Origin of the sequence: Prauserella cavernicola, assembly GCF_016595675.1 — a bacterium.
Taxonomy (GTDB): Bacteria; Actinomycetota; Actinomycetes; order Mycobacteriales; family Pseudonocardiaceae; genus Prauserella_A; species Prauserella_A cavernicola.
On the sequence record NZ_JAENJH010000004.1, the window covers coordinates 469,068 to 495,101 of the forward strand.

General features: G+C 72.3%; 2 protein-coding genes. Both read left to right on the forward strand.

What is annotated here, in order from left to right; genetic code table 11:
* Position 1: 1 nt before the first annotated feature.
* Positions 2-10,954 (forward strand): type I polyketide synthase, encoded by a 10,953-nt coding sequence (locus tag JHE00_RS19905; protein WP_200320184.1) that lies wholly within the window; start codon positions 2-4, stop codon positions 10,952-10,954.
* Positions 10,951-26,013 carry a type I polyketide synthase gene (locus JHE00_RS19910; protein ID WP_307832023.1) on the forward strand — a complete coding sequence of 5,021 codons (15,063 nt, stop codon included), beginning with the start codon at positions 10,951-10,953 and terminating at the stop codon, positions 26,011-26,013. Before JHE00_RS19905 ends, JHE00_RS19910 begins: the two co-directional genes overlap by 4 nt.
* The last annotated feature ends 21 nt before the right edge of the window (positions 26,014-26,034 follow it).

Consider the following 26,034-nt stretch of genomic DNA (forward strand, 5'->3'; position numbering starts at 1 on the left):
CATGAATTCGACGCCAGAAAGTGCCAGCATGGACGAGGCGAGCAGGCTCCGCCACTACCTGAACCGCGTCACCGCGCAGTTGCAGGAGACACGGGAGCGGCTTCGCTCCGTGGAGGCCACGAACGACGAGCCGATCGCGATCGTCGGCATGAGCTGCCGTTACCCCGGTGACGTCGACTCCCCGGACCGGCTTTGGGCACTGCTCGCCGAGGGCGGCGACGCGGTGTCGGAGTTTCCGGCCGACCGGGGCTGGGATCTGTCCGCGCTGGTGGACCCGACCGGCGAACGGCGGGGCACGTCCTACACTGGTGCGGGCGGGTTCCTGCACGACGCGGGCTGGTTTGACGCGGACTTCTTCGGTATCTCGCCGCGCGAGGCGTTGGCGATGGATCCGCAGCAGCGGCTGCTGCTGGAGTCGTGCTGGGAGCTCTTCGAGCATGCGGGAATTGACCCGGTTTCGTTGCGGGGAAGTGAAACCGGCGTGTTCGTGGGGTCCAGCTTCCGGGACTACGGCAGCAGGCTGCCCGAGATCCCCGAGATCGTCGAAGGCCACGCGATGACCGGCACCGCGGGCAGTGTCGCGTCCGGACGACTGTCCTATGTGTTCGGACTGACAGGTCCCGCGCTGACCGTGGACACCGCCTGTTCCTCCTCGCTCGTGGCACTGCATCTGGCGGTGCGGTCGCTGCGGCTGGGCGAGTGCTCGCTGGCGGTGGCCGGCGGCGTCGCCGTCATGTCCTCCCCTGATCTGTTCACCGAGTTCAGCCGTCAGCAGGGCCTGGCCCGCGACGGCAGGTGCAAGGCTTTCGCGGACTCCGCCGACGGGATGGGCGCGGCCGAGGGCGTCGGACTGCTGCTGGTGGAGCGGCTGTCCGACGCGCGGCGCAACGGGCATCGCGTGCTCGCTGTGGTCCGTGGTTCCGCGGTCAACCAGGACGGCAGGTCCAGCGGGCTCACTGCGCCGAACGGCGTTGCTCAGCAGCGGGTCATCCACGCCGCGCTCGCCGACGCGAAGCTGAAACCGTCCGATGTGGACGTCGTGGAGGCACACGGGACAGGCACCTCGCTGGGCGATCCCATCGAGGTGCAGGCCTTGCTGAACACGTACTGCCGTGGCGAGCGGGTCAACCCGTTGCTGCTCGGATCCGTGAAGTCGAACATCGGGCACACTCAGGCCGCGGCCGGGGCGGCCGGTGTGCTGAAGATGGTGCAGGCGCTGCGGCACGGGACGGTGCCGAGGACCCTGCACGTGGACACGCCGAGCACCCGCGTTGACTGGACCGCGGGCGCCGTCGAGCTCGCGACCCGGGAACAGCCGTGGCCGCGGACGGAACGCCCGCGACGCGCTTCGGTGTCTTCGTTCGGGGTCAGCGGGACGAATGCCCACGTGATCCTGGAGGAGGCTCCGGAACCGGATCACGTCGAGCGCCCGGTGCCCGCGGGCGCGGTTCCCTGGGTGCTGTCCGGGCATTCGGCCGAGGCGCTGCGTCGCCAGGCCGAACGCCTGCATGCCCACGTGACGGCGGCCGCGTCGGACGAGGTGCAGGTCGCGCAGTCGCTGGCGGCGCGTGCAGCCCTGCCGCACCGGGCCGTGGTGCTCGCCTCCGGCAGGGAGAGCCGACTGGAGGCACTGTCCGCCGTGGCAGCCGGTGAGCCTTCTCCGTTGGTGGCCGAGGAGGTCGCGGGCGAGCGCAGCGGCGTGGTCTTCGTGTTCCCCGGGCAAGGCGCGCAGTGGGTGGGCATGGCGTCCGAACTGATCGCCGCGTCGCCGGTCTTCGCGGAGTCGATCGACCGGTGCGCGAGCGCGCTGGCGCCGTTCACCGACTGGGAGCTGCGCGAAACGCTCGACGCCGAGCAGCCGCTGGACCGGGTCGACGTCGTCCAGCCCGCGCTGTGGGCGGTGATGGTGTCGCTCGCCGCGCACTGGCGGTCCTGGGGCGTCGAACCCGCTGCCGTGGTGGGCCATTCGCAGGGCGAGATCGCCGCGGCGTGCGTGAGCGGCGCGCTGACGCTGGAGGACGGCGCCCGGCTGGTGGCCTTGCGCAGCAGGGCCATTGCCGAAGAACTGGCCGGACAGGGCGGGATGATGTCCGTCGCCGCGTCCGCCGAACGGGTCGCCGGGTTCCTCTCGGGTCGCGACGGCGTCTGGATCGCTACTACCAACAGTCCGGATTCGACGGTCGTCGCGGGTGCGCCGGATGCGCTCGAAGACGTGCGGGCCGTCGCGGAGGCGGCGGGCGTCCGGGTGAAACGGATCGCCGTCGACTACGCCTCCCACACCCCGCACGTGGAGCGCATCCGCAACCGGCTGCTCGAGCTGGCCGCGTCGGTCAGCCCGCGCGAGGGCGACGTCCCGATGTACTCCACGGTGACCGGCGCGGCCATCCAGGACAGCGAGCTGCACGCCGAGTACTGGTACCGCAACCTGCGTGAACGAGTGCGCTTCGCCGAGACCGTCGAGGTTCTGCTGGGGCAGGGCGACTTCGTGTTCCTTGAGGTCAGCCCGCACCCTGTACTGGCCGCGGCGGTCCAGGAGAGCGGTCTTGCCGCCGGCCGGGACGCGACGGCGGTCGGCACCCTGCAGCGCGGTGACGGCAGTCTGGAGCGTGTGTACGAGTCGGCCGCGCGGCTGTGGACCCATGGCGCCGGTCCGGAGTGGACTGTTGTGCTCGGTGCCGGTGAGGTGCTCGATCTGCCCACCTACGCGTTCCAGCGCCGGCCCTACTGGCTCACCGGGGCGGCCGGTGGCGGGAACGTTTCGGCGGCCGGCCTCACGCCCCTGGGGCATCCGCTTCTCGCTGCGGGCATCGCGCTGGCGGGCGCGGACGAATTCGTCTTCAGTGCAAGGGTTTCGCTCAATTCGCATCCGTGGCTGGCCGACCACGTGGTGCTCGGGCGCACGATTGTGCCGGGTGCGGTGTTCGTCGAGCTGGCCCTGCACGCCGGGCTTCAGGTGGGCGCCGAGCAGCTGGACGAGCTGATCCTGAGCGCGCCGCTGGTGATCACCGAGGAGGCACTGGAACTCCAGGTCGGGGTGGACGCACCCGACGAGTCGGGACGGCGAGCGGTGCACCTGCACTCACGACGCCCCGGCGACGATTCCGGCTGGACGCAGCACGCCACCGGCGTACTCGCCCCGCTCGGGGAGGCCGCCTCACCCGAGCCGGAGCAGTGGCCTCCGCCGAACGCGACTCCGCTGCCGGTGGACGACTTCTACGACAAGGCGGCCGAGTCGGGATATCTCTACGGTCCGGTTTTCCGCTGCCTTCGCGCGGTGTGGCAGCGCGAAGGGGAGTGGTTCGCCGAGATCGAGCTGCCCGAGACGGTGCCGGACGCCGAGGGGCTCGGCGTGCACCCGGCGTTGCTGGACGCGGCACTGCAGGCCCGTCTGGCCGGTAGTCGGGAGCAGCTGCTGCCGTTCGCCTTCTCCGGGGTGCAGGTGCACGCCACCGGAGCGCGAAGTGCCAGGGTGCGGCTCACCAGGACTGCGCCGGACAGTCTGTCGGTGCTGTTGACCGATCACGCCGGGCTGCCGATCCTCACCGTCGACAACCTGACCGCGAGGCCGCTGACCCAGGACGCCGTGCGCTCCGTGTCCGTGGAACCGCTGTACGAGGTGTCCTGGCGGCCGCTGGACGTGGACTTCGCCACGGCGCGGGAGTTTCCCGTCTTCGGAACGATTCCGGGGTTGACGGCGCGCTCGGTCGCCTCGCTCGACGCGGTGGACGGGCCGGTGCTCTACCCATGCCCGGCAGGCACCGCCGACGACGCGCCCACCGCTACCCGTCAGGTGCTGGACACCGTGCTCGGGGTGATGCGGGACTTCCCCGCACGGGCCGAAGGTGCCGCGCGACTCGTCGTGGTGACGCGTGGCGCAGTCACCGTCACCGGTGCGGAGCCGGTCGACGTGGCTCAGGCCGGGGTTGCCGGTCTGCTGCGCTCCGCCTGCACCGAGCATCCGGACCGGTTCCTGCTCGTCGACCTGGACGCGGCCGAGAGCTCCGCCGGGGCGCTCCCGGCCGCCGTCGCCGCGGCGGCCGAGGCGGGCGAGCCGGAGATCGCGATCCGGCAGGGTGCGGTGTCCGTGCCCCGGTTGGCCCGCCACACCGCGTCGCGTGAACTGGTGCCGCCGGACGATTCCGCGTGGGGCCTCGAGCTGAGTACGGGAGGGACCCTCGACGGGCTCGAACTCGTGCCGGCGCCGGAAGCCGCCGCGCCGCTGGGGCCCGACCAGGTGCGGATCGAGGTGCGTGCCACAGGCGTCAACTTCCGGGATGTCCTGGTGGCGCTGGGTGTCGTCGCGAACACCGGTTCACTGTTCGACAGCGAGGGTGCGGGTGTCGTCGCCGAGGTCGGTTCCGCGGTTCGCGACTTGGCCGTCGGAGACCGTGTACTGGGCCTGTTCCAGGGTTCCTACGCGGGTCCGCTGGCCGTGGCCGACCGCAGGCTGGTGGCACCCGTCCCGAGTGGCTGGACGTTTTCCGAGGCAGCCGCGGTGCCCGCGGTGTTCCTGACTGCCTACTACTCGCTGGTCGATCTGGCGGAGGTGCGGGCAGGGGAGTCGTTGCTGGTGCACGCCGCTGCGGGCGGTGTCGGGATGGCGGCCGTGCAGCTGGGCCGTCACCTCGGGGCGGAGATTTATGCCACCGCGAGCGAGGCCAAATGGCCGGTGGTGCAGGCCCAAGGTGTTGCTGCCGAACACCTCGCGTCGTCGCGGACGGTGGAGTTCGCACCCCGGTTGCTGGCGGCGAGTGCCGGCCGCGGTGTGGACGTCGTGCTGAACTCCTTGGCGGGCGAGTTCGTGGACGCCTCGATGACGCTGTTGCCCCGGGGCGGCCGGTTCATCGAGATGGGCAAGACCGACATCCGCGACACCGTGCCCGAGGGGATCGGTTACCGGGCGTTCGATCTCGCCGAGGCTGGCGCCGACCGGCTCGGCGAGATGCTCGCCACGCTCGTCGGGCTCTTCGAGTCCGGTGCGCTGCACCGGCTGCCGGTGACCAGCTGGGACACCCGTGACGCCCGCGACGCCTTCCGGCACATCAGCCAGGCACGGCACGTCGGTAAGGTCGTGCTGACAACGCCTCCCGCGGCGCAGGCGGGAACCGTGCTGGTGGTCGGCGGGACCGGGGGCATCGGAAGCGCGCTGGCCCGGCACCTCGCGGCCCAGCCGTCGGTCACCGAGCTCGTGCTCGTGAGCAGGCAGGGGCCGGACGCTCCCGGCGCGCGGGAACTGCTCGGGGAACTCGGCGAGACCGCCCGGATCGTGGCCGCCGACGCCGCCGATCGGGACACGCTCGGCCGGCTCATCGACTCGCTGCCGGACCTGCGCGGGGTCGTGCACGCCGGCGGGGTGCTCGACGACGGGATGCTCACCGCGCTGACTCCCGAGCAGGTGGGCACCGTGCTACGCGCCAAACTCGACGTGGCCTGGAACCTGCACGAGCTCACCCGGAACCGGGACCTGTCGCTGTTCGCGCTGTTCTCCTCCGCGGCCGGCGTCTTCGGGTCGGCCGGGCAGGCCGCGTACTCCGCCGCGAACGCGACCCTGGACGCGCTCGCCCTGCACCGCCGCCGCTCGGGCTTGCCCGCGCACTCGGTGGCCTGGGGCCTGTGGGAGCAGCGCAGCGCGATGACCGGAGCGCTCACCGCCGCCGATCTCGGCCGGATGCGCCGCACCGGCATCCGTCCACTGTCGACAGAGCAGGGCCTGTCGCTGTTCGACTCCGCGGTCCGGTCGCCACTGCCCCGGCCCGTTGCCGTTCATCTCGACGTGAAGGCGTTGCGCGAACGGGAAAACCCGGCTCCGTTGCTGCGGGACCTGGTGCGTGCGAAGACCCGGCGCGTGGCGGCTGGCGCCGGGACCGCCACCGACCGGCTGGGCACCCTGTCGGGAGCCGATCGGCGCGGAGCCCTCGTGCAACTGGTGCGCGAACACGCCGCGCTCGTCCTCGGGCACGCGACCGCCGAGGCGATCGCGCCCGGACGGGCGTTCTCCGATCTCGGGTTCGATTCGCTCACCGCGGTGGAACTGCGCAACCGGCTCAGCGCGGCCACCGGTCTGCGGCTGCCGGTGACGGTCGTGTTCGATCACCCCAACAGCACCACCCTGGGTACGGAGCTGTCCCGCCAGCTGGTCCCCGAGGACGACGCGGCGGTCAACGACATCGCGCCGGCACGAGCGGACACGGACGAGGACCTGATCGCGATCGTCGGCATGGCCTGCAGGTTCCCCGGCGGTGCCCGCTCGCCCGAGCAGCTGTGGCAGTTGCTGCTCGACGAGCGTGACGCGATGGGGGGCTATCCGGACGATCGTGGCTGGCAGGTGGACTTTCTCGGCAACCCCGAGGAGCCGGAACGGGAGTTCCGTCGCGTCGGCGGATTTCTCCACGACGCCGCCGATTTCGACCCGGAGTTCTTCGGCATGGCGCCGCGCGAGGCCCTGGCGACCGACCCGCAGCAGCGGCTGCTGCTGGAGGTCACGTGGGAGGCGTTCGAGCGCGCGGGAATCGACCCGACCTCGTTGCACGGCAGCGAGACAGGGGTGTTCGCGGGCCTGATCTACAACGACTACTCGAGCCGGTTCCCGAACCTGCTCGAGGGGTACGAGGGCTACCTCGGCAACGGCAGTGCCAACAGCGTCGCCTCCGGCCGGGTCGCGTACGCGCTCGGGTTGCAGGGACCTGCGATCACCGTGGACACGGCGTGTTCCTCGTCGCTGGTCGCTCTGCATCTGGCGGCGCAGTCGCTGCGCCGCGGCGAGTGCGATGTCGCCGTCGCGGGCGGGGTGACGGTGATGTCGACCCCGCGCCCGGTGATCGAGTTCAGCCGGATCGGTGGACTCGCACCGGACGGGCGGTGCAAGGCCTTCGGTTCGGCGGCGGACGGGATGGGCTTCGCCGAGGGCGTCGGCATGCTCGTGGTGCAGCGGCTGTCCGACGCGGTGCGCGAGGGACGTCCGATCCAGGCGGTGGTGCGTGCCTCGGCGGTCAACCAGGACGGTGCGTCGAACGGGCTGACCGCGCCCAGCGGAACGGCGCAACAGCGGGTGATCCGGCGGGCGCTGGCGGAATCCGGCGTCAAATCGTCCGATGTGGACTTCGTGGAGGCGCACGGGACCGGGACGTCCCTCGGAGATCCGATCGAGGCCGGGGCATTGGCGCAGACCTACGGTTCGGATCGCGACCGACCGTTGCTGCTCGGCTCGGTGAAGTCGAACATCGGCCACACCCAGGCCGCGGCCGGGGTCGCCGGAGTGATCAAGATGGTGCTGGCGATGCGGCACGGCGTCGTACCGCGCACACTGCACGCCGACCAGCCCACCGAGCACGTGTCGTGGGACGACAGTGGCCTGCGGCTCGCCGCGCGGACCGAGGCATGGCCGGAGCGCGAGGGGCCGAGGCTCGGCGCGGTGTCGTCGTTCGGCATCAGCGGCACCAACGCCCACGTCATCCTCGAACACGTGCCGGCGCGAGCGGCACAGCCCTCCGCAGCGCGGTCCGCGGTGCCGCTCGTGCTGTCGGCGAAGACCGCGGAGAGCCTGCGCGAGCAGGCGCTGCGGCTGCACCGGCTCCTCGAGGAGGATCCGGGCCTGGCCCCGGTGGACCTCGCGCGCTCGTTGGTGACGACACGGGCGATGTTCGACCATCGCGCGGTGGTCGTCGGGCGGACCCGGGACGAGGTCCTGCACCGCCTGGCGGCACTGGGCCGGGGCGAGGCCGCGGCCGGTGTCGTCGACGGCGTGGCGACCGACCGCGCCGGCACGGTGTTCGTCTTCCCCGGCCAGGGTTCGCAATGGGCGGGCATGGCCGGTGAGCTGCTGGACGACGCTCCGGCGTTCGCCGAGAGCATCGCCCGGTGCGCGAAAGCACTGGAACCGCACGTGTCGTGGTCACTGGTCGATGTCCTCAGACAGGAGCCTGGCGCGCCGGCTCTCGACCGGGTCGATGTCGTACAGCCGACCCTGTGGGCGGTCATGGTTTCGTTGGCGCACCTGCTTTCCGAGTACGGAGTCGAACCCGACGCCGTACTCGGGCACTCCCAGGGCGAACTGGCCGCGGCGTGCGTGTCCGGCACGCTGTCGGTGGACGACGCCGCTCGAGTCGTCGCCCTGCGCAGCCTGCTGATCGGCCGCGAGCTAGCCGGACTGGGCGGGATGGTTTCGCTCGCGCTGCCGTTGGCGGATGCGGAGCAGGTGATCGCGCCGTGGGCCGACAGCGTCTGCGTAGCCACGGTCAACGGACCGGGGGCGACGGTCGTCGCCGGTGACTCCGTGGCGCTGGACGAGCTGATGGCGTCGTGCGAACGGGACGGCGTACGGGCCCGGCGGATTCCGGTGGACTACGCGTCGCACACGCCGCACGTGGAACGCGTGCGTGACGCCCTGATCGAGCTGGCCGCACCGGTGACCCCGCAGGACGGCATCGTGCCGGTGTACTCCCCTGTCACCGGCGAGCTGCTGGATGTCCCCGCGGATGCCGAGTACTGGTACCGGAACCTGCGGGAGACCGTGTGGTTCGAACGTGCCGTGCGCGCGGCCGCCGCGGCGGGGCACGACGTGTTCGTCGAGGTCTCGCCACGCCCGGTGCTGATCGCGGCCATCGAAGAAACACTGGAAGACGGTGCTCCGGCGGCGATCGGCCTGCTGCGCCGCGAGGAGGGCGGGCTGGAGCGCTTCCTGCTCGCGCTCGGCACGCTGTTCGTCTCCGGGATCGCGGTCGACTGGTCGGAAGCGGTGGCCGGTGGGCGCCTGGTCGACCTGCCCACCTACCCCTTCACCCGCACCCGGTACTGGCTCGATGCGCCGGAAACTCCGGCAGAGCAAGGAAACACCGGCGACGCCGACTTCTGGCACGCGGTGGTGGAGGCCGATCCGAACCGGCTCGCGACCCAGCTCGGTGTCGACGACGCGGATATGCGGGCGGCACTGTCGCAGGTGCTGCCCGCACTGGCGGACTGGCGCAGGCATAGTCAGGAATCCGCCACCGTGGACTCCTGGCGCTACGGGATCGAGTGGGCCCCGGTGCCGGAGAACGAGGCGCGCGGGCTCGCAGGGACCTGGCTGCTGGTCGTTCCCGAAGCCCTCTCCGATGACCGCCGGACCGTGCTGCTGGCCTCGGAGCTGACTCGCCGGGGCGGCCGCGTCGTGCCGTTGATCGCCGGGCACACCGACGCGGCCGGGTTCGCCGCGCGGCTGCGCGAGACCGCGGCCGGGGAGCCGGAACTGAGTGGCGTGCTGGCGGTGACGGCCTGGGACGAACACCTGCGTCCGGGAACCACCGCCGTGCCGAACGGCCTCGCGTCGACCCTGACCCTCGTGCAGGCCCTCGGCGAAACCGGGCTGACGATCCCGCTGTGGTGCCTGACGGCCGGCGGGGTGCGGACCGGCGCGGGTGACACGGAGATCAGCGTGGCGCAGGCGATGGTCTGGGGCCTCGGCAGGATCGCCGCGCAGGAGCATCCCGAGACCTGGGGCGGCCTGATCGACCTTCCCGCCGAGTTCGACGAGCAGATCGTGGCCCGCCTGGCCGCGGTGCTGGGCAGCGATTCCGGGGAGGACCAGCTGGCCATCCGTGCCTCCGGTGTCTTCGGACGGCGGCTCGCGCGGAAGCCGATCGGCAGGCAGGCCCCGCAATGGCGGCCGCGCGGCACCGTTCTCGTCACCGGTGGCACCGGTGCGCTGGGCGCGCACGTCGCGCGCTGGCTGGCGGTGGAAGGCGCCGACCACCTGCTGCTGCTCAGCCGCAGTGGCGCGACGGCCGACGGTGCCGAGGCACTGCGGGCCGAGCTCGCCGAGGCGGGCACCCGCGTGACGATCCTCGCCTGCGACGCCGCCGATCGTGACGCGCTGGCCGCGGTGATCGACGGAATCCCCGAGGAGTTCCCGCTCACCGCGGTGGTGCACACGGCCGCGGCACTGGACGACGGACCCCTGGCGACGCTGACCGACGCGCGAATGGACGGCGCGTTGCGGGCCAAGGCCGCGGCGGCGTGGAATCTGCACGAGCTGACCTCGCAGCTGGACCTGTCGGCCTTCGTGCTGTTCTCGTCCACCGCGGGCACGTTCGGGGCGGCCGGGCAGGGCAACTACGCACCCGGGAACGCTTATCTGGACGCCCTCGCCTGGTACCGGCACGGGAAAGGCCTGCCCGCGACCTCGCTGGCCTGGGGAGCGTGGGGACAGGGTGGGATGGCCGAAGCGGACGCGGTCGCGACGCTGCGCCGCAAACACGGGGTCCCCGCCATGCCCCCGGAACTGGCGACCACCGCGCTGGGCTCGGCGGTCGGTGGCGGCGACACCTTCGCAGTGATCGCCGACCTCGAATGGGACCGGTTCCACACCGCCTACACCGCGGCGAGGCCCAGCCCGTTCCTGCGGGAGATAGCCGAACAGGAAGGGATCGGCTCGGTCGGCGCCGGACCGGCCGAGCAGGCCGCCGAGGGTGACCTGGCGCGGCAGCTCGCGGACACCGCACCCGGCGAGCGGGAAAAGCTGGTGCGCAAGGTCGTGCGGGAGACCGCGGCGGCCGTGCTCGGGTATCCGCGGGCCGAGTCGGTGCCCCTGGACCGGCCGTTCTGGGAACTGGGGCTGGATTCGGTCACCGCCATCGAACTCCGCAACCGGCTGAGCGCCGGCATTGGCCGGAAACTTGCCGCCAGCCTGGTGTTCGACCATCCCACCGTGACCGACCTGGTCGCCTATCTGCGCACCGAGCTCGGGGGTGACGGCCAGCCGACGCTACTGGGAGAGCTGGATCGCGTGGAACACGCACTGGCTGGCCTGCCGGACGACGACGCCGTCCTGGCCGAGATCGAGGGCAGGCTGGCTCGGATGTTGCGCCGGGCCCGGCGCGGGACCGCGGTCCCCGCCACCGAATCGCGCGAATGGGACCTCGACGGAGCCTCGCACGACGAGGTCTTCGCACTGATCGACGAAGAGCTGGGAGAGCCGTGAGTTCACGTGACGAGGCAACGGCCGGGCCGCGGACGCCCGGCGACGACAAGCTCTTCGGCTACCTCAAGCGCGTCACCGCCGAACTGCGCGAGACGAAGTCGCGGCTGCGGGACCTGGAGTCCGCGGCGGACGATCCGGTGGCGATCGTCGGCATGAGCTGCCACTACCCGGGCGGGGTCCGGTCGCCGGAGGACCTGTGGCGGCTGGTCGAGGACGGCGGCGACGCCATCTCGGAGCTGCCCGAGGACCGGGGCTGGGACATCGCCGGGCTGGTCGGCAGCACGGGCGGCCGACAGGCCACGTCCGCCACCCGCCACGGTGGGTTCCTCCACGACGCGGCGGAGTTCGACGCGGAGCTCTTCGGCATCTCGCCGCGCGAGGCGCTGGCGATGGACCCGCAGCAACGGCTGCTGCTCGAATCCACCTGGGAGCTGTTCGAGCGGGCGGGCATGGATCCTGCCGGGCTGCGGCGCAGCGACACCGGGGTGTTCGTGGGCTGCAGTTTTCACGGTTACGGCGGCGACGCCGAGTTGGCGCCCGAGCAGGTGCGTGGGCACCTGCTGACCGGACGTGCCGGCAGCGTCGTCTCCGGGCGCCTTGCCTACACACTGGGGCTGGAAGGGCCCGCGATCACCCTGGACACCGCGTGCTCGTCGTCGCTGGTCGCCCTGCACCTGGCCGCCGGCGCGCTGCGCCGCGGTGAGTGCTCGTTGGCCGTCGCCGGGGGCGTGATGGTGATGTCCACGCCCGAGGTGTTCGTGGAGTTCAGCCGTCAGCAGGGGCTTTCCCGCGACGGCCGGTGCCGCGCGTTCGCGGGTTCCGCCGACGGGACCGGGCTCGGCGAGGGCGTCGGCCTGCTGCTGGTCGAGCGGCTCTCGGACGCGCTGCGCAACGGCCACGAGGTGCTGGCTGTGATGCGCGGTTCCGCGGTGAACCAGGACGGTGCCTCCAACGGCCTGTCCGCGCCGAACGGACTCGCCCAGCAGCGGGTGATCCAGCAGGCGCTGGCTGCCGCGGATCTTTCCGCCGTGCAGGTCGACGTCGTGGAGGCGCACGGAACGGGCACCAAGCTCGGCGATCCCATCGAGGCGGACGCGCTGCTGGCCGCCTACGGCCACGGCAGGCCGGCCGACCGCCCGCTGCTGCTCGGTTCGGTGAAGTCGAACATCGGGCACACGCAGGCCGCGGCCGGGGTGGCCGGGGTGATCAAACTGGTGCAGGCCATGCGCCACGGTGTGGTGCCGAAGACGCTGCACGTGGACGAGCCGACCCCCTTCGTCGACTGGTCCACCGGCGCGGTCGAGCTCGTGACCGAAGCCGCCCCGTGGCCGGAAACCGGGCAACCACGCCGTGCCGGCGTCTCTTCTTTCGGAGTGAGCGGTACCAACGCGCACGTCATCCTGGAGCAGGGACCGCCCGCCGAGCAGCCTCCGGCGCGGGATCGGCGGGACGAGCCGACACTGTGGCTGGTTTCCGCTGTCAATGAGAAGGCCTTGGCGGAACAAGCCTCGCGGCTTTTGAGCTTCGCGCAGGAAACCGGCGCGGACCCGGCCGACATCGGCTGGTCCTCGGCGGCGACCCGCGCCGCGCTGGCGCATCGTGCCGTGGTCGTCGGCGACGACGCCGTGGAGCTGGAGAGCGGGCTGGCTGCTGTTGCCGCGGGCACGTCCAGCGCCGCCGTGGTGACCGGTGTGTCGAGCCGGAAGCCCGACGGCGTCGTGTTCGTGTTCCCCGGGCAGGGTTCGCAGTGGCTGGGGATGGCGTCCGGGTTGCTGGCTGAGTCGCCGGTCTTCGCCGAGTCGGTCGAGCGGTGCCGTGCCGCGCTGGCGCCGCACGTGGACTGGGATCTGCTCGACGTGCTGCGGCAGGAACAGCCGCTGGACCGGGTCGACGTCGTGCAGCCGGTGCTGTGGGCGATGCTGGTATCCCTGGCCGAGGTGTGGCGGTCGTGGGGAGTGGTGCCCACCGCCGTGATCGGGCATTCCCAGGGCGAGATCGCCGCCGCCTGCGCGATCGGCGCGTTGTCGCTGGACGACGGCGCGCGGCTGATCGCGCTGCGCAGCCGGTGCATCGCGGAGGAGCTGGCCGGCCTCGGCGGCATGCTGTCGCTGGCTGCCGCCGCCGACACGGCCACGGAGCTGATCGCCGAGCACGACGACGTCTGGATCGCCACCACGAACGGGCCGGAGTCCACAGTCGTCGCGGGCACTCCGGAGTCGCTCGACCACGTCATGTCCCTGGCCGAGGACGCGGGCGTCCGCGCGAAGCGGATCGCGGTGGACTACGCCTCGCACACCCCGCACGTCGAACGGATCCGGATGCGGCTGCTGGAGGCCGCCGCCGCGATCGTGCCGCGAGACGTGGACATCCCCATGTACTCCACTGTGGACGCGGCACCCGTCGCCGGTTCCGCGTTGGATGGCGAGTACTGGTACCGGAACCTGCGCGAGCAGGTGCGGTTCCAGCAGACCGTGGCCGCGGTGTGCGACACCGAGTCCCCGGTCTTCCTGGAGGTCAGCCCCCACCCGGTGCTGGCGGCGGCGATCGAGGAGACGGCGCACGCGCGGTCGCACGGCGAGATCGCCGTTGTGGGGACCCTGCGGCGCGAGCAAGGCGGCCGCCGGCGGCTGCTGACGTCGCTGGCGGAGTTGTCGGTGCGTGGCGTCGACCCGGACTGGGATCGGGTGTTCGGCGGAGACGGCCGCCGGTGCGCGCTGCCCACCTACGCCTTCCAGCGACGTCGCTACTGGCTCACCGGATCGTCCGGCCAGGGCGCCACCGCGGGCGGCGGCCTGGTGCCGCTCGCGCATCCGCTGCTGTCCACGAGCATCGGGCTCGCCGACGGCGGGGAGTTCGTGTTCACCGGCCGGCTGTCCACCGGTTCGCTTCCCTGGCTGGCCGACCACGTCGTCGACGGCACGGTCGTCCTGCCCACTTCGGCGGTGCTCGAGCTGGTCTTCCAGGTGGCCGATGCGGTGGAGTGCGATTTCGTCGCCGAGCTGACGCTGCGGCAGCCGCTGGAGCTGCTCGCCGACAGCCCGGTGGACCTGCAGGTCACGCTCGGCGCGCCGGGCGCACAGGGCGAGCGCCAGGTCCGCGTGTTCTCCCGTGCCGGCGCCGATGAAGTGCTCGGGACGTGGGACGAGGTCGCGACCGCGACGGTGACCTCCGGTGCGCCGTCGCCGGTCGCCGAGACCGAGGCCTGGCCGCCCGCCGGCGCTTCGCCGATGTCCCCGGACGAGATCCACGCCCGCTTCGCCGGCACCGGGACCGATCTGGGTTCGGCGTTTCGCGGCATCGGGCGGGTGTGGCGGCGTGGCGAGGAGATTTTCGCCGACCTCGAGCTGCCCGAGCCGGAACGCCTGGAGACCGCGGCGTACGGCGTGCACCCGGCGTTGCTCGAGGCGGGGCTGCGCCTCGGCGGCGAAGCGACGCCGGCCACGTTCACCGGTGTCTGCCTACTGGCCACCGGAGCCACGGCAGGTCGGGTCCGCATCGCTCCGGTGGGCGACGGCACGGTCTCGGTGCGGGTCGATGATCCCGAGGGGAGGCCGGTCCTCTCCGCGAACACCGTGGGGTACCGGCACTTCGACCGGGAGGCCGCCACGCCGGGCCCGTTGTTCGAGGTCAAATGGTCCACAGTGGACATCGCGCCGAGCGAGCTGAGTCACGTCACCCTCACCGGTACCGTCGCGGAGTTCGTGGCGGACGTGCGCGCCGGCGCGTCGGTTCCCGAAGTCGTGCTGTTCCCGTTGGCGTTCGGTGGAAGCACTCGTCCCGAGCAAGCGCGTGAAGCGGCGGCGATGGTGCTGGCGGCGATCCAGGAATGGCTTGCGGCCGAGGAGGTCGGCGCTTCGCGTCTCGTCCTGCTCACGCACGGCGCCACCGCCGCCCAGCCAGGTGAGCGGGTCGACGTCGCCGCGGCCGCGGCCCGCGGTCTGCTGAGGTCGGCGGCCACGGAGATGCCGGGTCGGTTCTCACAGCTCGACGTCGATGCCGAAGTGCCCGCCGACTTGCTCCAGGCAGCGCTGGCGTCCGATGAGCCGGAGCTCGCGATCCGGGCCGGACGGTTGCTGGCACCCAGACTGGTCAAGATGGCCGGCCCCGCCGAGCCGTGGGGTCCGGTGCCCGGCACGGTGCTCATCACCGGCGGCCTGGGGGTGCTCGGCTCGGCCGTGGCCCGGCATCTGGTTTCCGCGCATGGCGTGCGGGACCTGGTGCTCACCGGGCGCCGCGGCCTGGACACCCCCGGCGCGCGGGAGCTCGCCGCGGAACTCACCGAGTCCGGCGCGAATGTGCGCGTCGAAGCCTGTGACGTCACCGAGCACGCCGCGCTCGAGCGGCTCGTCGCGGACCTTCCCGGGCTACGCGGCATCGTGCACGCGGCCGGGACACTCGACGACGGCCTGGTTTCCACGATGACGCCCGCCCGGCTCGAAACCGTGCTGCGGCCGAAGATCGACGCCGCCTGGCACCTGCACGAACTCGCCGAGGACGTGGACTTCTTCGTCATGTTCTCGTCCGCGGCCGGAGTCTTCGGCGCTGCGGGACAAGCGAACTACGCGGCCGCCAACGCCTTCCTGGACGCGCTGGCGCAGGATCGGCGTGCGGCCGGGCGTACCGCGCATTCGCTGGCATGGGGCCTGTGGGCCGAGCGCAGCGAACTGACCGGCGCGCTGGGTGACACCGATCTGTCGCGGATGAGCCGCGCCGGCGTGCGGCCGATGTCTACCACCGAGGCACTCGCCGCGTTCGACGGCGCGCTCGGCTCCGACCGGGCGCTTACCCTGCCGATCTCGTTCGACCCGGCACGCATTGCGACCCAGGATGTCGTGCCGCCGCTGCTGCGCGGGATGGTCCGGTCGCGCGTCCGGCGTTCGGTCGCGGCGGGCCCGGTGCGCGACAGCCTGGCAGGCCGCCTGGCGGGACTGTCCGCGGCGGAGCAGGTGCGCGTCCTGGTCGAGCTGGTGAGCGAACAGGCCGCACTCGCCCTCGGGTACGAGGATGCCTCGGCGGTGGCCGAGGACCGGGCGTTCAAGTCCCTCGGTTTCGATTCGCTGACCGCCGTGGATCTGCGCAACCGGCTGGCGAGGGCCACCGGGTTACGGCTTCCGGTGACGGTCGTCTTCGACCACCCGACCCCGCGCGAGCTCGCCGTTTTCCTGCTGGCAGGCCTACTGCCGGAGACCGAGTCCCGCGCGGCGGTACCGGCCGGGACCGCGATCGCGGCGGACGAGCCGATCGCCATCGTCGGGATGGGCTGCCGGTTCCCCGGCGACGTCGCGTCGCCCGAAGCCCTGTGGCGACTGTTGCTCGACCGCGGGGACGCGCTGTCGGAATTCCCCACCGACCGAGGCTGGGACCTGGACGCGCTGTTCGACGAGGATCCGGACCAGCCGGGTACGTCGCACACCCGCGTCGCCGGTTTCTTGTCGGACGTCGCCGGGTTCGATACCGAGTTCTTCGGCATCAGCCCGCGGGAAGCGCTCGCGATGGACCCGCAGCAGCGGCTGCTGCTCGAAGTCGCCTGGGAGGCGTTCGAGCGCGCGGGCGTCGATCCCGACACGCTTCGTGGCAGCGCCACCGGAGTCTTCGTCGGTGGCGCGGTGTCCGGATACGGCGTCGAGCTGTTCACCCCCGAGGACGGGCTGGACGGGCATCTGCTGACCGGCAACGCGACCAGTGTCGCGTCCGGGCGGATCGCTTACACCTTCGGCCTGGAGGGGCCGGCGGTCACGGTCGATACGGCGTGTTCCTCCTCGCTGGTGGCCCTGCATCTCGCGGTACAGGCACTGCGCCGGGGGGAGTGCACGCTCGCGCTCGCCGGTGGTGTCGCGGTCATGCCGACCCCGACTCTGCTGGTGTCCTTCAGCAGGCAGCGGGGACTGGCCGCGGACGGCCGGTGCAAGGCCTTCGGCGCGGACGCGGACGGTACCGGTTTCGCGGAAGGCGCCGGCGTGCTCGTCGTGGAGCGGCTGTCCGACGCCGTTCGCCACGGCCACGAAGTCCTCGCGGTGGTGCGCGGTTCGGCGATCAACCAGGACGGCGCGTCCAACGGGCTCACCGCGCCCAGCGGGCCCGCGCAGCAGCGAGTCATCGAGCGCGCGCTGGCCGACTCCGGGCTGCGTCCATCCGAAGTGGACGCGGTGGAGGCGCACGGCACCGGGACGGCGCTGGGTGACCCGATCGAGGCGCACGCGCTGATCGGCAGCTACTGCTCGGACCGTCCGGTGGAGCGGCCGTTGCTGCTCGGTTCGGTGAAGTCGAACATCGGCCACACTCAGGCCGCCGCGGGTGTGGCCGGAGTGATCAAGATGGTGCTGGCCCTGCGCGCGGGCACCGTTCCGGCCTCCTTGCACGCCGACCAGCCGACCCCACACGTGGACTGGTCCGGCGGCGGGCTCGAGTTGGTGAACTCGACCACGCAGTGGCCGGAGACCGCCGCGCCGCGCCGCGCCGGGGTCTCGGCGTTCGGGATCAGCGGCACCAACGCCCACGTGATCCTCGAACAAGCCGCCGCGGAACCGCCCCGTGCCACGCCCGAACCTGCGGGAACGGTGCCGTGGGTGCTTTCCGGTCACACGCCCGAAGCGCTTCGCGCGCAAGCGATCCGGCTCCGCGAGACCTGTGGCGGCGACACAGAGGTCGCGGATGTCGCGTGGGCGACGATCTCCTCCCGTGCCGCGATGACGCACCGCGCCGTCGTGCTCGGGGAGAGCGAAGCGGACTTCCGCGCCGGGCTGGACGCGGTGGCCGAGGGACGGTCCACCGCGAACGTGCTGCTCGGCACGGTGGAACAGGGACGCCGCACGGCTGTCCTCTTCTCGGGGCAGGGTTCGCAGCACGCGGCGATGGGGCGGCGACTGGCCGAGCTGCCGGCTTTCCGCAGCGCACTCGGCGAGGTGTGCGCGGCCTTCGACGGGCTACTCGACGTTCCGCTGCACGAGGTGCTGACTTCGGATCCGGACTCCGACACCGCGCGGCTGGTGCACGAGACCGCGTACACCCAGGCCGGGCTGTTCGCGTTCGAGGTGGCGGCCTTCCGGTTGCTGGCTGGGTGCGGAGTCGAGCCGGACTACTTGATCGGCCACTCCATCGGCGAGCTGGCGGCGGTCCACGTCGCCGGGGCGCTGTCGCTGGCCGACGCGGCCCGGGTGGTCGCCGCGCGGGGAAAGCTGATGCAACAGCTGCCGGCAGGCGGGGTGATGGCGGCGATCCGTGCCACCGAGCAGGAAGCGCTGACCTGGATCGGCGATGCGGTCGACGCCGTGTCGCTGGCCGCCGTCAACGGCCCGGACTCCGTGGTCGTGTCCGGTGCCGAGGAGGCGGTCGCGGCCGTGCTCGCGGTCGCCGAGACCGAGGGACGGCGGACCCGGCGCCTGCGCGTCAGCCACGCTTTCCACTCACCGCTGGTCGAACCGATGCTCGACGAGTTCGCGACGGTCCTCGCCGACGTCACCTGGGCCGAACCCGCGATCCCCGTGGTCTCCAACGTCACCGGGGGGATCGTCGGGGCCGAGGTCTTCGGCACGCCGGAGTACTGGGTCCGGCACGCCAGGGGAGCCGTCCGGTTCGCCGACGGGCTCGCCTGCCTCGGTGCCCACGGCGTCACCGACTGCGTCGAACTGGGCCCGAACGCCACCCTGTCCGCATTGGCCTCGGACCAGCTCGACGGCGCGACGGTGGTCGCGGCCGCCCGGTCCGACCGGGACGAGATCGCCTGCTTCACGGCTGCGCTGGCCACCCTGTACAGCCGTGGCACGGCGGTGGACTGGCCCACGGTGACTCGCGGTCGCCGGGTCGAGCTGCCCACCTATCCGTTCCAGCACGAGCGGTTCTGGCCCCGGGGCACGCACCGCAAGGCTGCGGCGACGGCTGAGGCACTGGGACAGGGCGCCACCGGCCACCCCTTGCTCGGCGCCAGCGTGGCGCCGGCCGAGGGCGACGGCGCTGTGCTCACCGGGCGGTTGTCGCTCACCGAGCAGCCGTGGCTGGCCGATCACCGGGTGCACGGCTCGGTCCTGTTCCCCGGCGCGGCCTTCGTCGAACTCGCGTTGCGAGCCGGCACCGAAGTGGACTGCACCGCGATCGACGAACTGACGTTGCAGGCGCCGCTGATCCTGGACGAGCGTCCGGTGCGTCTGCAGGTCTCGGTGGCGGCTCCCGCCGCGGACGGCCGCAGGCCGCTGACTGTCTACTCTCGCCGTACCGACAGCACGCAGTGGACCACGCACGCGGTCGGGACTCTCTCGCCGATGCGTGCTCCGGCACCGGCCGACTACACGGTCTGGCCCCCGGAAGGGGCGGTCCCGGTTGACCTCGGTGACTTCTACTCGAAGCTGCTCGCGGGCGGTTTCGACTACGGCCCCGTGTTCCAGGGCCTGACCGCGGCGTGGCGTCGCGAGGACGAGGTCTTCGCCGAGGTGGACCTGCCCGGAGGCGGCGATGCCGGGCAGTTCGGCCTGCATCCCGCGGTGCTGGACGCGGCGCTGCACACGGTGTCGCAGCTCGACCGCGCCGAGGACCCCGCCGGGTTGCCGTTCTCCTGGCTGGGGGTCCGGTTGCACGCGGCCGGCGCCGCCCATGTGCGCGTCCGGATGACGCGCACCGGTTCGTCCGGTCTCGCGGTGACGCTGACCGACCGTAGCGGGCTGCCCGTCGCCTCGATCGCCGAGCTGCGCCTGCGCCCGGTCACGGCCGAGCACCTGGGGTCCGCGCGTACCAACGATTCGCTGTTCATGCCCTCCTGGACCGAGATCGACCCCGCGCCCGGTGACAGCGTGCACTGGTGCAGGGACATTCCGGACGAGAACGCGGAGGTGCCCGAGTACGTCGTCGTCACGGTGCCCGAGTTCTCCGGCACGGTGCCGGAGAACACTCGCGAGGCCACCGAATGGACGCTGAGCGTGCTGCAGACCTGGCTCGGGGACGGGCGGTTCGCGGCCACGAAGCTGGTCGTCTGCACCCGCGACGCGGTGTGCCTCGGCGGCTCCCCTGTCGATCCCGCGCAGGCCGCGGTGCAGGGTCTGGTCCGCTCGGCGCAGTCCGAGCTTCCCGGGCGCCTGATCCAGCTCGACACCACGGAGTCGATGCCGGACGACGAGCTGGTCAAGGCGCTGCGCACGGCGGACGCGGCCGGCGAGCCGGAACTGGTCGTGCGGCGCGGAGTGCTGCACGCCTCCCGGCTCGGTCGCGTGCCGGGCGGCGGCGGCGCCGCGTACTGGGATCCGGAGAGCACCGTGCTCATCACCGGCGGGACCGGGGTGCTGGGGAGCATGGTCGCCCGGCACCTGGCGACCGAGCACGGCGTCCGCCATCTGCTGCTGCTCAGCCGTAGCGGCCCGGAGGCAGAGGGCGTCGCGGCACTGGTCGCCGAACTCGCCGAACTGGGCGTGGAGGCCGAGGTCGTGGCCTGCGACGTCGCCGACCGCTCCGCCCTGGCCGCGGTGCTGGACGGGGTTTCCGCCGAACACCCGGTGCGCGGTGTCGTGCACGCCGCAGGCGTGACGGCCGACGGGACGGTCGAGAAGCTCACGCCGCAGCGGCTCGCAGAGGTGCTGCGCCCGAAGGCCACGGCGGCGTGGAACCTGCACGAGCTGACCGGCGACCTCGACGTGTTCGTGGTGTTCTCCTCCGCGGCCGGGCTGGTGGGTGCGCTGGGGCAGCCGAACTACGCCGCCGCCAACGCTTTCCTCGACGCACTCGTGCATCTCCGCCGGGCGCAGGGCCTGCCGGGGCAGTCACTGGCTTGGGGGCTGTGGGAACAGCGCAGCGCCCTGTCGGGCGCGATGTCGGACCAGGACCTGGCGCGGCTGTCCCGGGGCGGGATGTTCGCGATGTCCTCGGAGGACGGACTCGCGCTCTTCGACGCCGCGCTCTCCTCGGACCAGCCGGTACTGGCACCGATGCAGCTCGATCTGGCACGCGCCGGTTCGGCGGTCGTACCGGCGGTGCTGCGCGACCTGATCCGCGTACCGGCCCGGCGGACGACGAGCCGGGAAGCCGAGCAGGACACCGCAGGGCGGCTGCGCTCGCTGCCTTCCGAGCAGCGGCGCGCGGCCGTGCTTGGACTCGTGGTCAAGCACGTCGCGGAGGTACTGGGCCATCGCCCGGGCACCCGGGTCGAGCCCGACCGCGCCTTCTCCGACCTCGGGTTCGACTCGCTCACCGCGGTGGATCTGCGAAACCAGTTCGCCGCCGAACTCGGAGTCCGGCTGCCCGCGACACTGGTCTTCGACCACCCCAGCCCGGCCGCGCTTGCGGCACACCTGGACACCTACCTGGGTGGCGAGCAGGAGGTCCCGGAAACCGTCGCGCCGGTCGCGATCCCCGCCGACGAGCCGATCGCGATCGTCGGCATGAGCTGTCGTTATCCGGGCGGGGTCCGCACTCCGGACGACTTGTGGCACCTTGTGTCCTCGGGACAGGACGCGATCTCGGGTTTCCCAGCCGACCGGGGCTGGGACCTGGCCAAGCTGCACGGTACCGACGGCCGTCAGCCCGCCAGCTCCGTCGCCGAGGGCGGTTTCCTGCACGACGCCGGGGAGTTCGACCCGGAGTTCTTCGGCATCTCGCCACACGAAGCGGTCGCTATGGATCCGCAGCAGCGGCTGTTGCTGGAAACGACGTGGGAAGCCTTCGAGTCCGCGAACCTGGACCCCACCGCCGCGCGAGGCAGCAGGGTCGGCGTGTTCGCCGGGCTGATGTACCACGACTACGGCACGGACTTGCGGGGCATCCCCGAACATCTCGCGGGTTTCCTGGGCAACGGGACCACGGCCAGCGTGGCGACCGGCCGGCTCTCCTACGCCTTCGGGTTCGAAGGCCCGGCCGTGACGGTGGACACCGCGTGCTCGTCCTCACTCGTGGCGCTGCACCTCGCGGCTCAGTCGCTGCGGCAGGGGGAGTGCGAGCTCGCGCTCGCCGGCGGGGTCGCGGTGATGTCCTCACCCGCCGCGTTCGTCGAGTTCAGCAGGCAGGGCGGGCTGGCGCCGGACGGGCGGTGCAAATCCTTCGCCGAGGCCGCGGACGGTACGACCTGGTCCGAAGGAGTCGGCATGCTGCTCGTGGAACGACTGTCCGACGCGCGGCGCAACGGTCACCGCGTCCTCGGCGTGGTCCGGGGTTCGGCGGTCAACCAGGACGGCGCGTCCAACGGTCTCACCGCGCCGAACGGCTCGGCACAGCAGCGGGTCATCCGGCAGGCGCTCGCGACTGCGGGACTCGAACCGTCCGATGTGGACGTGGTGGAGGCGCACGGCACCGGCACCACGCTGGGTGACCCGATCGAGGCGCAGGCGCTGCTGGCCACCTACGGGCAGAACCGGGACCACTCGTTGCTACTGGGTTCGGTCAAGTCGAACCTCGGACACACCCAGGCCGCCGCCGGGGTCGCCGGGATCGTGAAGATGCTCACCGCGATGCGGCACGGCGTCGTGCCTGCGACCCTGCACGTGGACGAGCCGACGACGCACGTGGACTGGTCGGCCGGTGCGGTGCACTTGGTCACCGAGGCGGTGGCGTGGCCCGAGACCGGGCGTCCGCGCCGGGCCGCGGTGTCGGCGTTCGGCATCAGCGGCACCAACGCGCACGTGATCGTGGAACAGGTCGAGCAGGGTGACCCCGGACAGGAGGACCAGGAACCGCCGGGCAGCCCCGCGGGGGTCGTGCCCTGGCAGCTTTCCGGCCGTTCGGAGGCGGGCCTGCGCGGGCAGGCGGCGCGAATGCGTGAATACGCCGCGAGCGGCGTCGCCACCCCAGGTGAGATCTCCTGGTCGCTGTCCTCGTCCCGCGCCGCACTGGAACACCGCGCCGTCGTGCTCGGCCGGGACGCCGGCGACTTCGATCGCGGGCTGGCCGCACTGGCCGCCGGCGAGTCCGGCGACGGGGTGGTGACCGGCACCGTGGTGCCGGGCCGCCGGATCGCGTTCCTGTTCTCCGGACAGGGATCCCAGCGGGCGGGCATGGGCAACGAGCTGACGCGATTGCCGGCCTTCGGCGCAGCGTTCACGGAGATCTGCGCGGCCTTCGACTCGCTGCTGGACACGCCGCTGTCGGCCGTGCTGAGCGCGGAACCCGGGACACCGGACGCGGATCTACTCGAGGGCACGGACTACACGCAGGCCGGACTGTTCGCCTACGAGGTGGCCGCGTACCGGATGCTTCAGTCCTGCGGGGTCGTGCCCGACTACCTGATCGGCCACTCCGTCGGCGAGCTGGCGGCGGCACACGTGTCGGGCCTGCTGTCGCTGGACGACGCGGTCCGCGTGGTGGCAGCGCGCGGCGGCCTGATGGCGAAACTGCCCGGAAAGGGCGCTATGGCGGCGATCCGGGCCAGCGAGGAGGAGGTTTCGGGCTGGCTCGCGGCGACCCCGGGGCTGGTGTCGATCGGTGCGGTCAACGCGCCGGCGTCCGTGGTGGTCTCCGGCGCGCCGGCCGCCGTCGACCGGGTGCTGGAACTGGCCCGCCGTGACGGCCACAGCGCGAAGCGGCTGCGGGTGGCGCAGGCTTTCCACTCGCCACTGGTCGAGCCGATGCTCGCCGAGTTCGCCGGAGTGCTGGAGGGCGTGTCCTGGGGCGAGCCCCGCATTCCGCTGGTGTCGAACCTGACGGGCAGAATCGTGGCACGAGACGACGTCGCCCAGCCGGAGTACTGGTTGCGGCACGCACGGCGGGCGGTGCGCTTCGCTGACGGCCTGCGGTGCCTGAGCGAGCACGGGGTCACCGACTTCGTCGAGGTCGGCCCGGACGCCGTGTTGACCACCCTGGTCACGGACCACCTCGCCGAGGCGGCCCCGGCCACCGACGCCGAGCGGATCGCCGTGCCGACCGCACGTGCGGGGCACGACGAGATCGGCATGCTGATCCGCGCGCTGGCGAGCCTGCACACCCGGGGCAGCGCCGTGCGCTGGCCGGCGGTCGGCCGGTCCCGGCAGCTGGATCTGCCGACCTACGCGTTCGACCGGAAGCGTTACTGGCTCAGCGCCGACGAGCAGGAGCAGCCGGCGAGCGTCGCGGAGGACACCGAGTTCTGGTCCGCTGTGGACAGTGGTGATCCGGCGGCGCTGGCGGGCACCCTGGGTGTCGCAGACGACGAGGGACTGCGGTCGATGGTGCCGGTGCTCGCCGACTGGCGCCGCCGTCGTCGGGTGGAGTCTACGTTGCGCGGGCTCCAGTACTCGGTCGCGTGGCGGCACTTCACCGCGCCGGCCGCCGGAGCCGCGGGAACCTGGCTGGTCCTGCTGGGCTCCGACCCGGTCGCGCGAGCCTGTGCGGAGTTCCTCGCGGAGCATGGCGTCGACGTGGTGCCGGTGGACGTGACCGGGCAGGAGCCGGACGCGTTGCGGGAACCCTTGCGCGCGGCCGCCGGGCACGAACCGCTGGCAGGAGTCCTTTCACTGCTGGCGTTGTCCGAGGAACCGGCAGCCGCGACGGTCCTGGCCCACGAGCTGGTGCGAGTGCTGGGAGAGCTCCAGGTCGCCGCGCCGCTGTGGTGGGTGACGCGGCAGGCGGTCGCCGTGGCCCCGGAGGAGTCCCCCGACCCGGATCAGGCACAGCTGTGGGGTCTCGGCCGGGTGGCCGCGGTGGAACACCCGAAGAGCTGGGGCGGTCTGGTGGATCTGCCCGCCGACAGCGACAGCCGGGCCTTCGGTTTGCTGAACGCGGTGCTCGCCGGGACGACCGGCGAAGACCAGGTGGCGATCCGCGCGAGTGGAACGCACGCCAGGCGGCTGGTCCGGACCGACCTCGCGACGGGAAGCCCACAGTGGGCTCCCAACGGGGCGGCGCTCGTGACCGGCGGGACCGGTGCGCTCGGCGCGCAGGTGGCCCGCCACCTCGCACGCCTCGGAGTGGCACGGCTGGTGCTGACGAGCAGGAGCGGGCCCGGGGCTCCCGGTGCGGCGGAGCTGACCGCGGAGCTGACCGAGCTCGGCGCGCGGGTGACGGTGGAAGCCTGCGACGTCGCGGACCATGAAGCAGTGGACGACCTGATGAAACGGCTCGCCGAAGAGGGCACCGACATCCGGACCGTCGTGCATGCCGCGGGCGTCGCGCAGTCCAGCCGGATCGAGGACACGGATCCGGCCACGGTGGCGGCACTCGTCGCCGGAAAGGTCGACGGCGCAAGGAATCTCGACGCGGTTTTCGAGGATGCCGACCTCGATGCCTTCGTCCTGTTCTCCTCGACCGCGGGTGTGTGGGGCGGCGCTGCCCAGGGTGCCTACGGTGCGGCGAACGCCTATCTCGACGCGCTCGCCCAGCGTCGTCGCGCCCGCGGCCTGCAGGGCACCTCGATCGCCTGGGGCTCGTGGACCGGGGCGGGCATGGCCGCACTCGACGGTGCCGAAGCGCAGTTGCTGCGTCGCGGGGTTCGTCCGTTGGAGCCCGACGTCGCCCTCACGCTGTTCGACCGGTTGGTGGGCCACTCCTTCGCGGTGGTGGCGGACATCGACTGGGAGCGGTTCGCGTTGGCGTTCACGGCGGCTCGTCCGAGTAGGCTGTTCGACGAGATCCCGCAGGCGCGACCCGCGCCGGAGCCCACCGTCGCGGAGCCCGTGGACCTGGCGGCGGATCTCGCGGGCCGCCCGGCGGTCGAACGGCGTCAGATTCTCACAGACGTCGTCCGCGAGCAGGTGGCGGCGGTACTGGGCCACGATGCCGAGGCGATCGAGGCGGGCAAGCCATTCAGTGATCTCGGTTTCGACTCGCTCGCGGCCGTGGAGTTCCGCAACAAGCTGGCCACCGTGACGGGCCTGAGCCTGCCCACGGCGGTCGTGTTCGACCACCCGACCCCGGGGGAGCTCGCCGCGCATCTGTCGGAAGAACTGGGCGGCCCGGAGTCCACGGTCGGCTCCGTGCTGTCCGATCTGGACCGGCTGGAGGCCGAGCTGGCCACCGTCGCGGCCGGGCAGGCGGAGCTACCGGGCCCACTCGCGCTCCGGATCGAGGCGCTGGCCGCCCGCTGGCAGGGAGCACGCGACAACGGCAGGGCGGAGCACATCGGCTCGGCGACGCGCGACGAACTCTTCGACTTCATCGATAACGAGCTCGGAATCTAGGCGGTAGGGGACATGACTGAG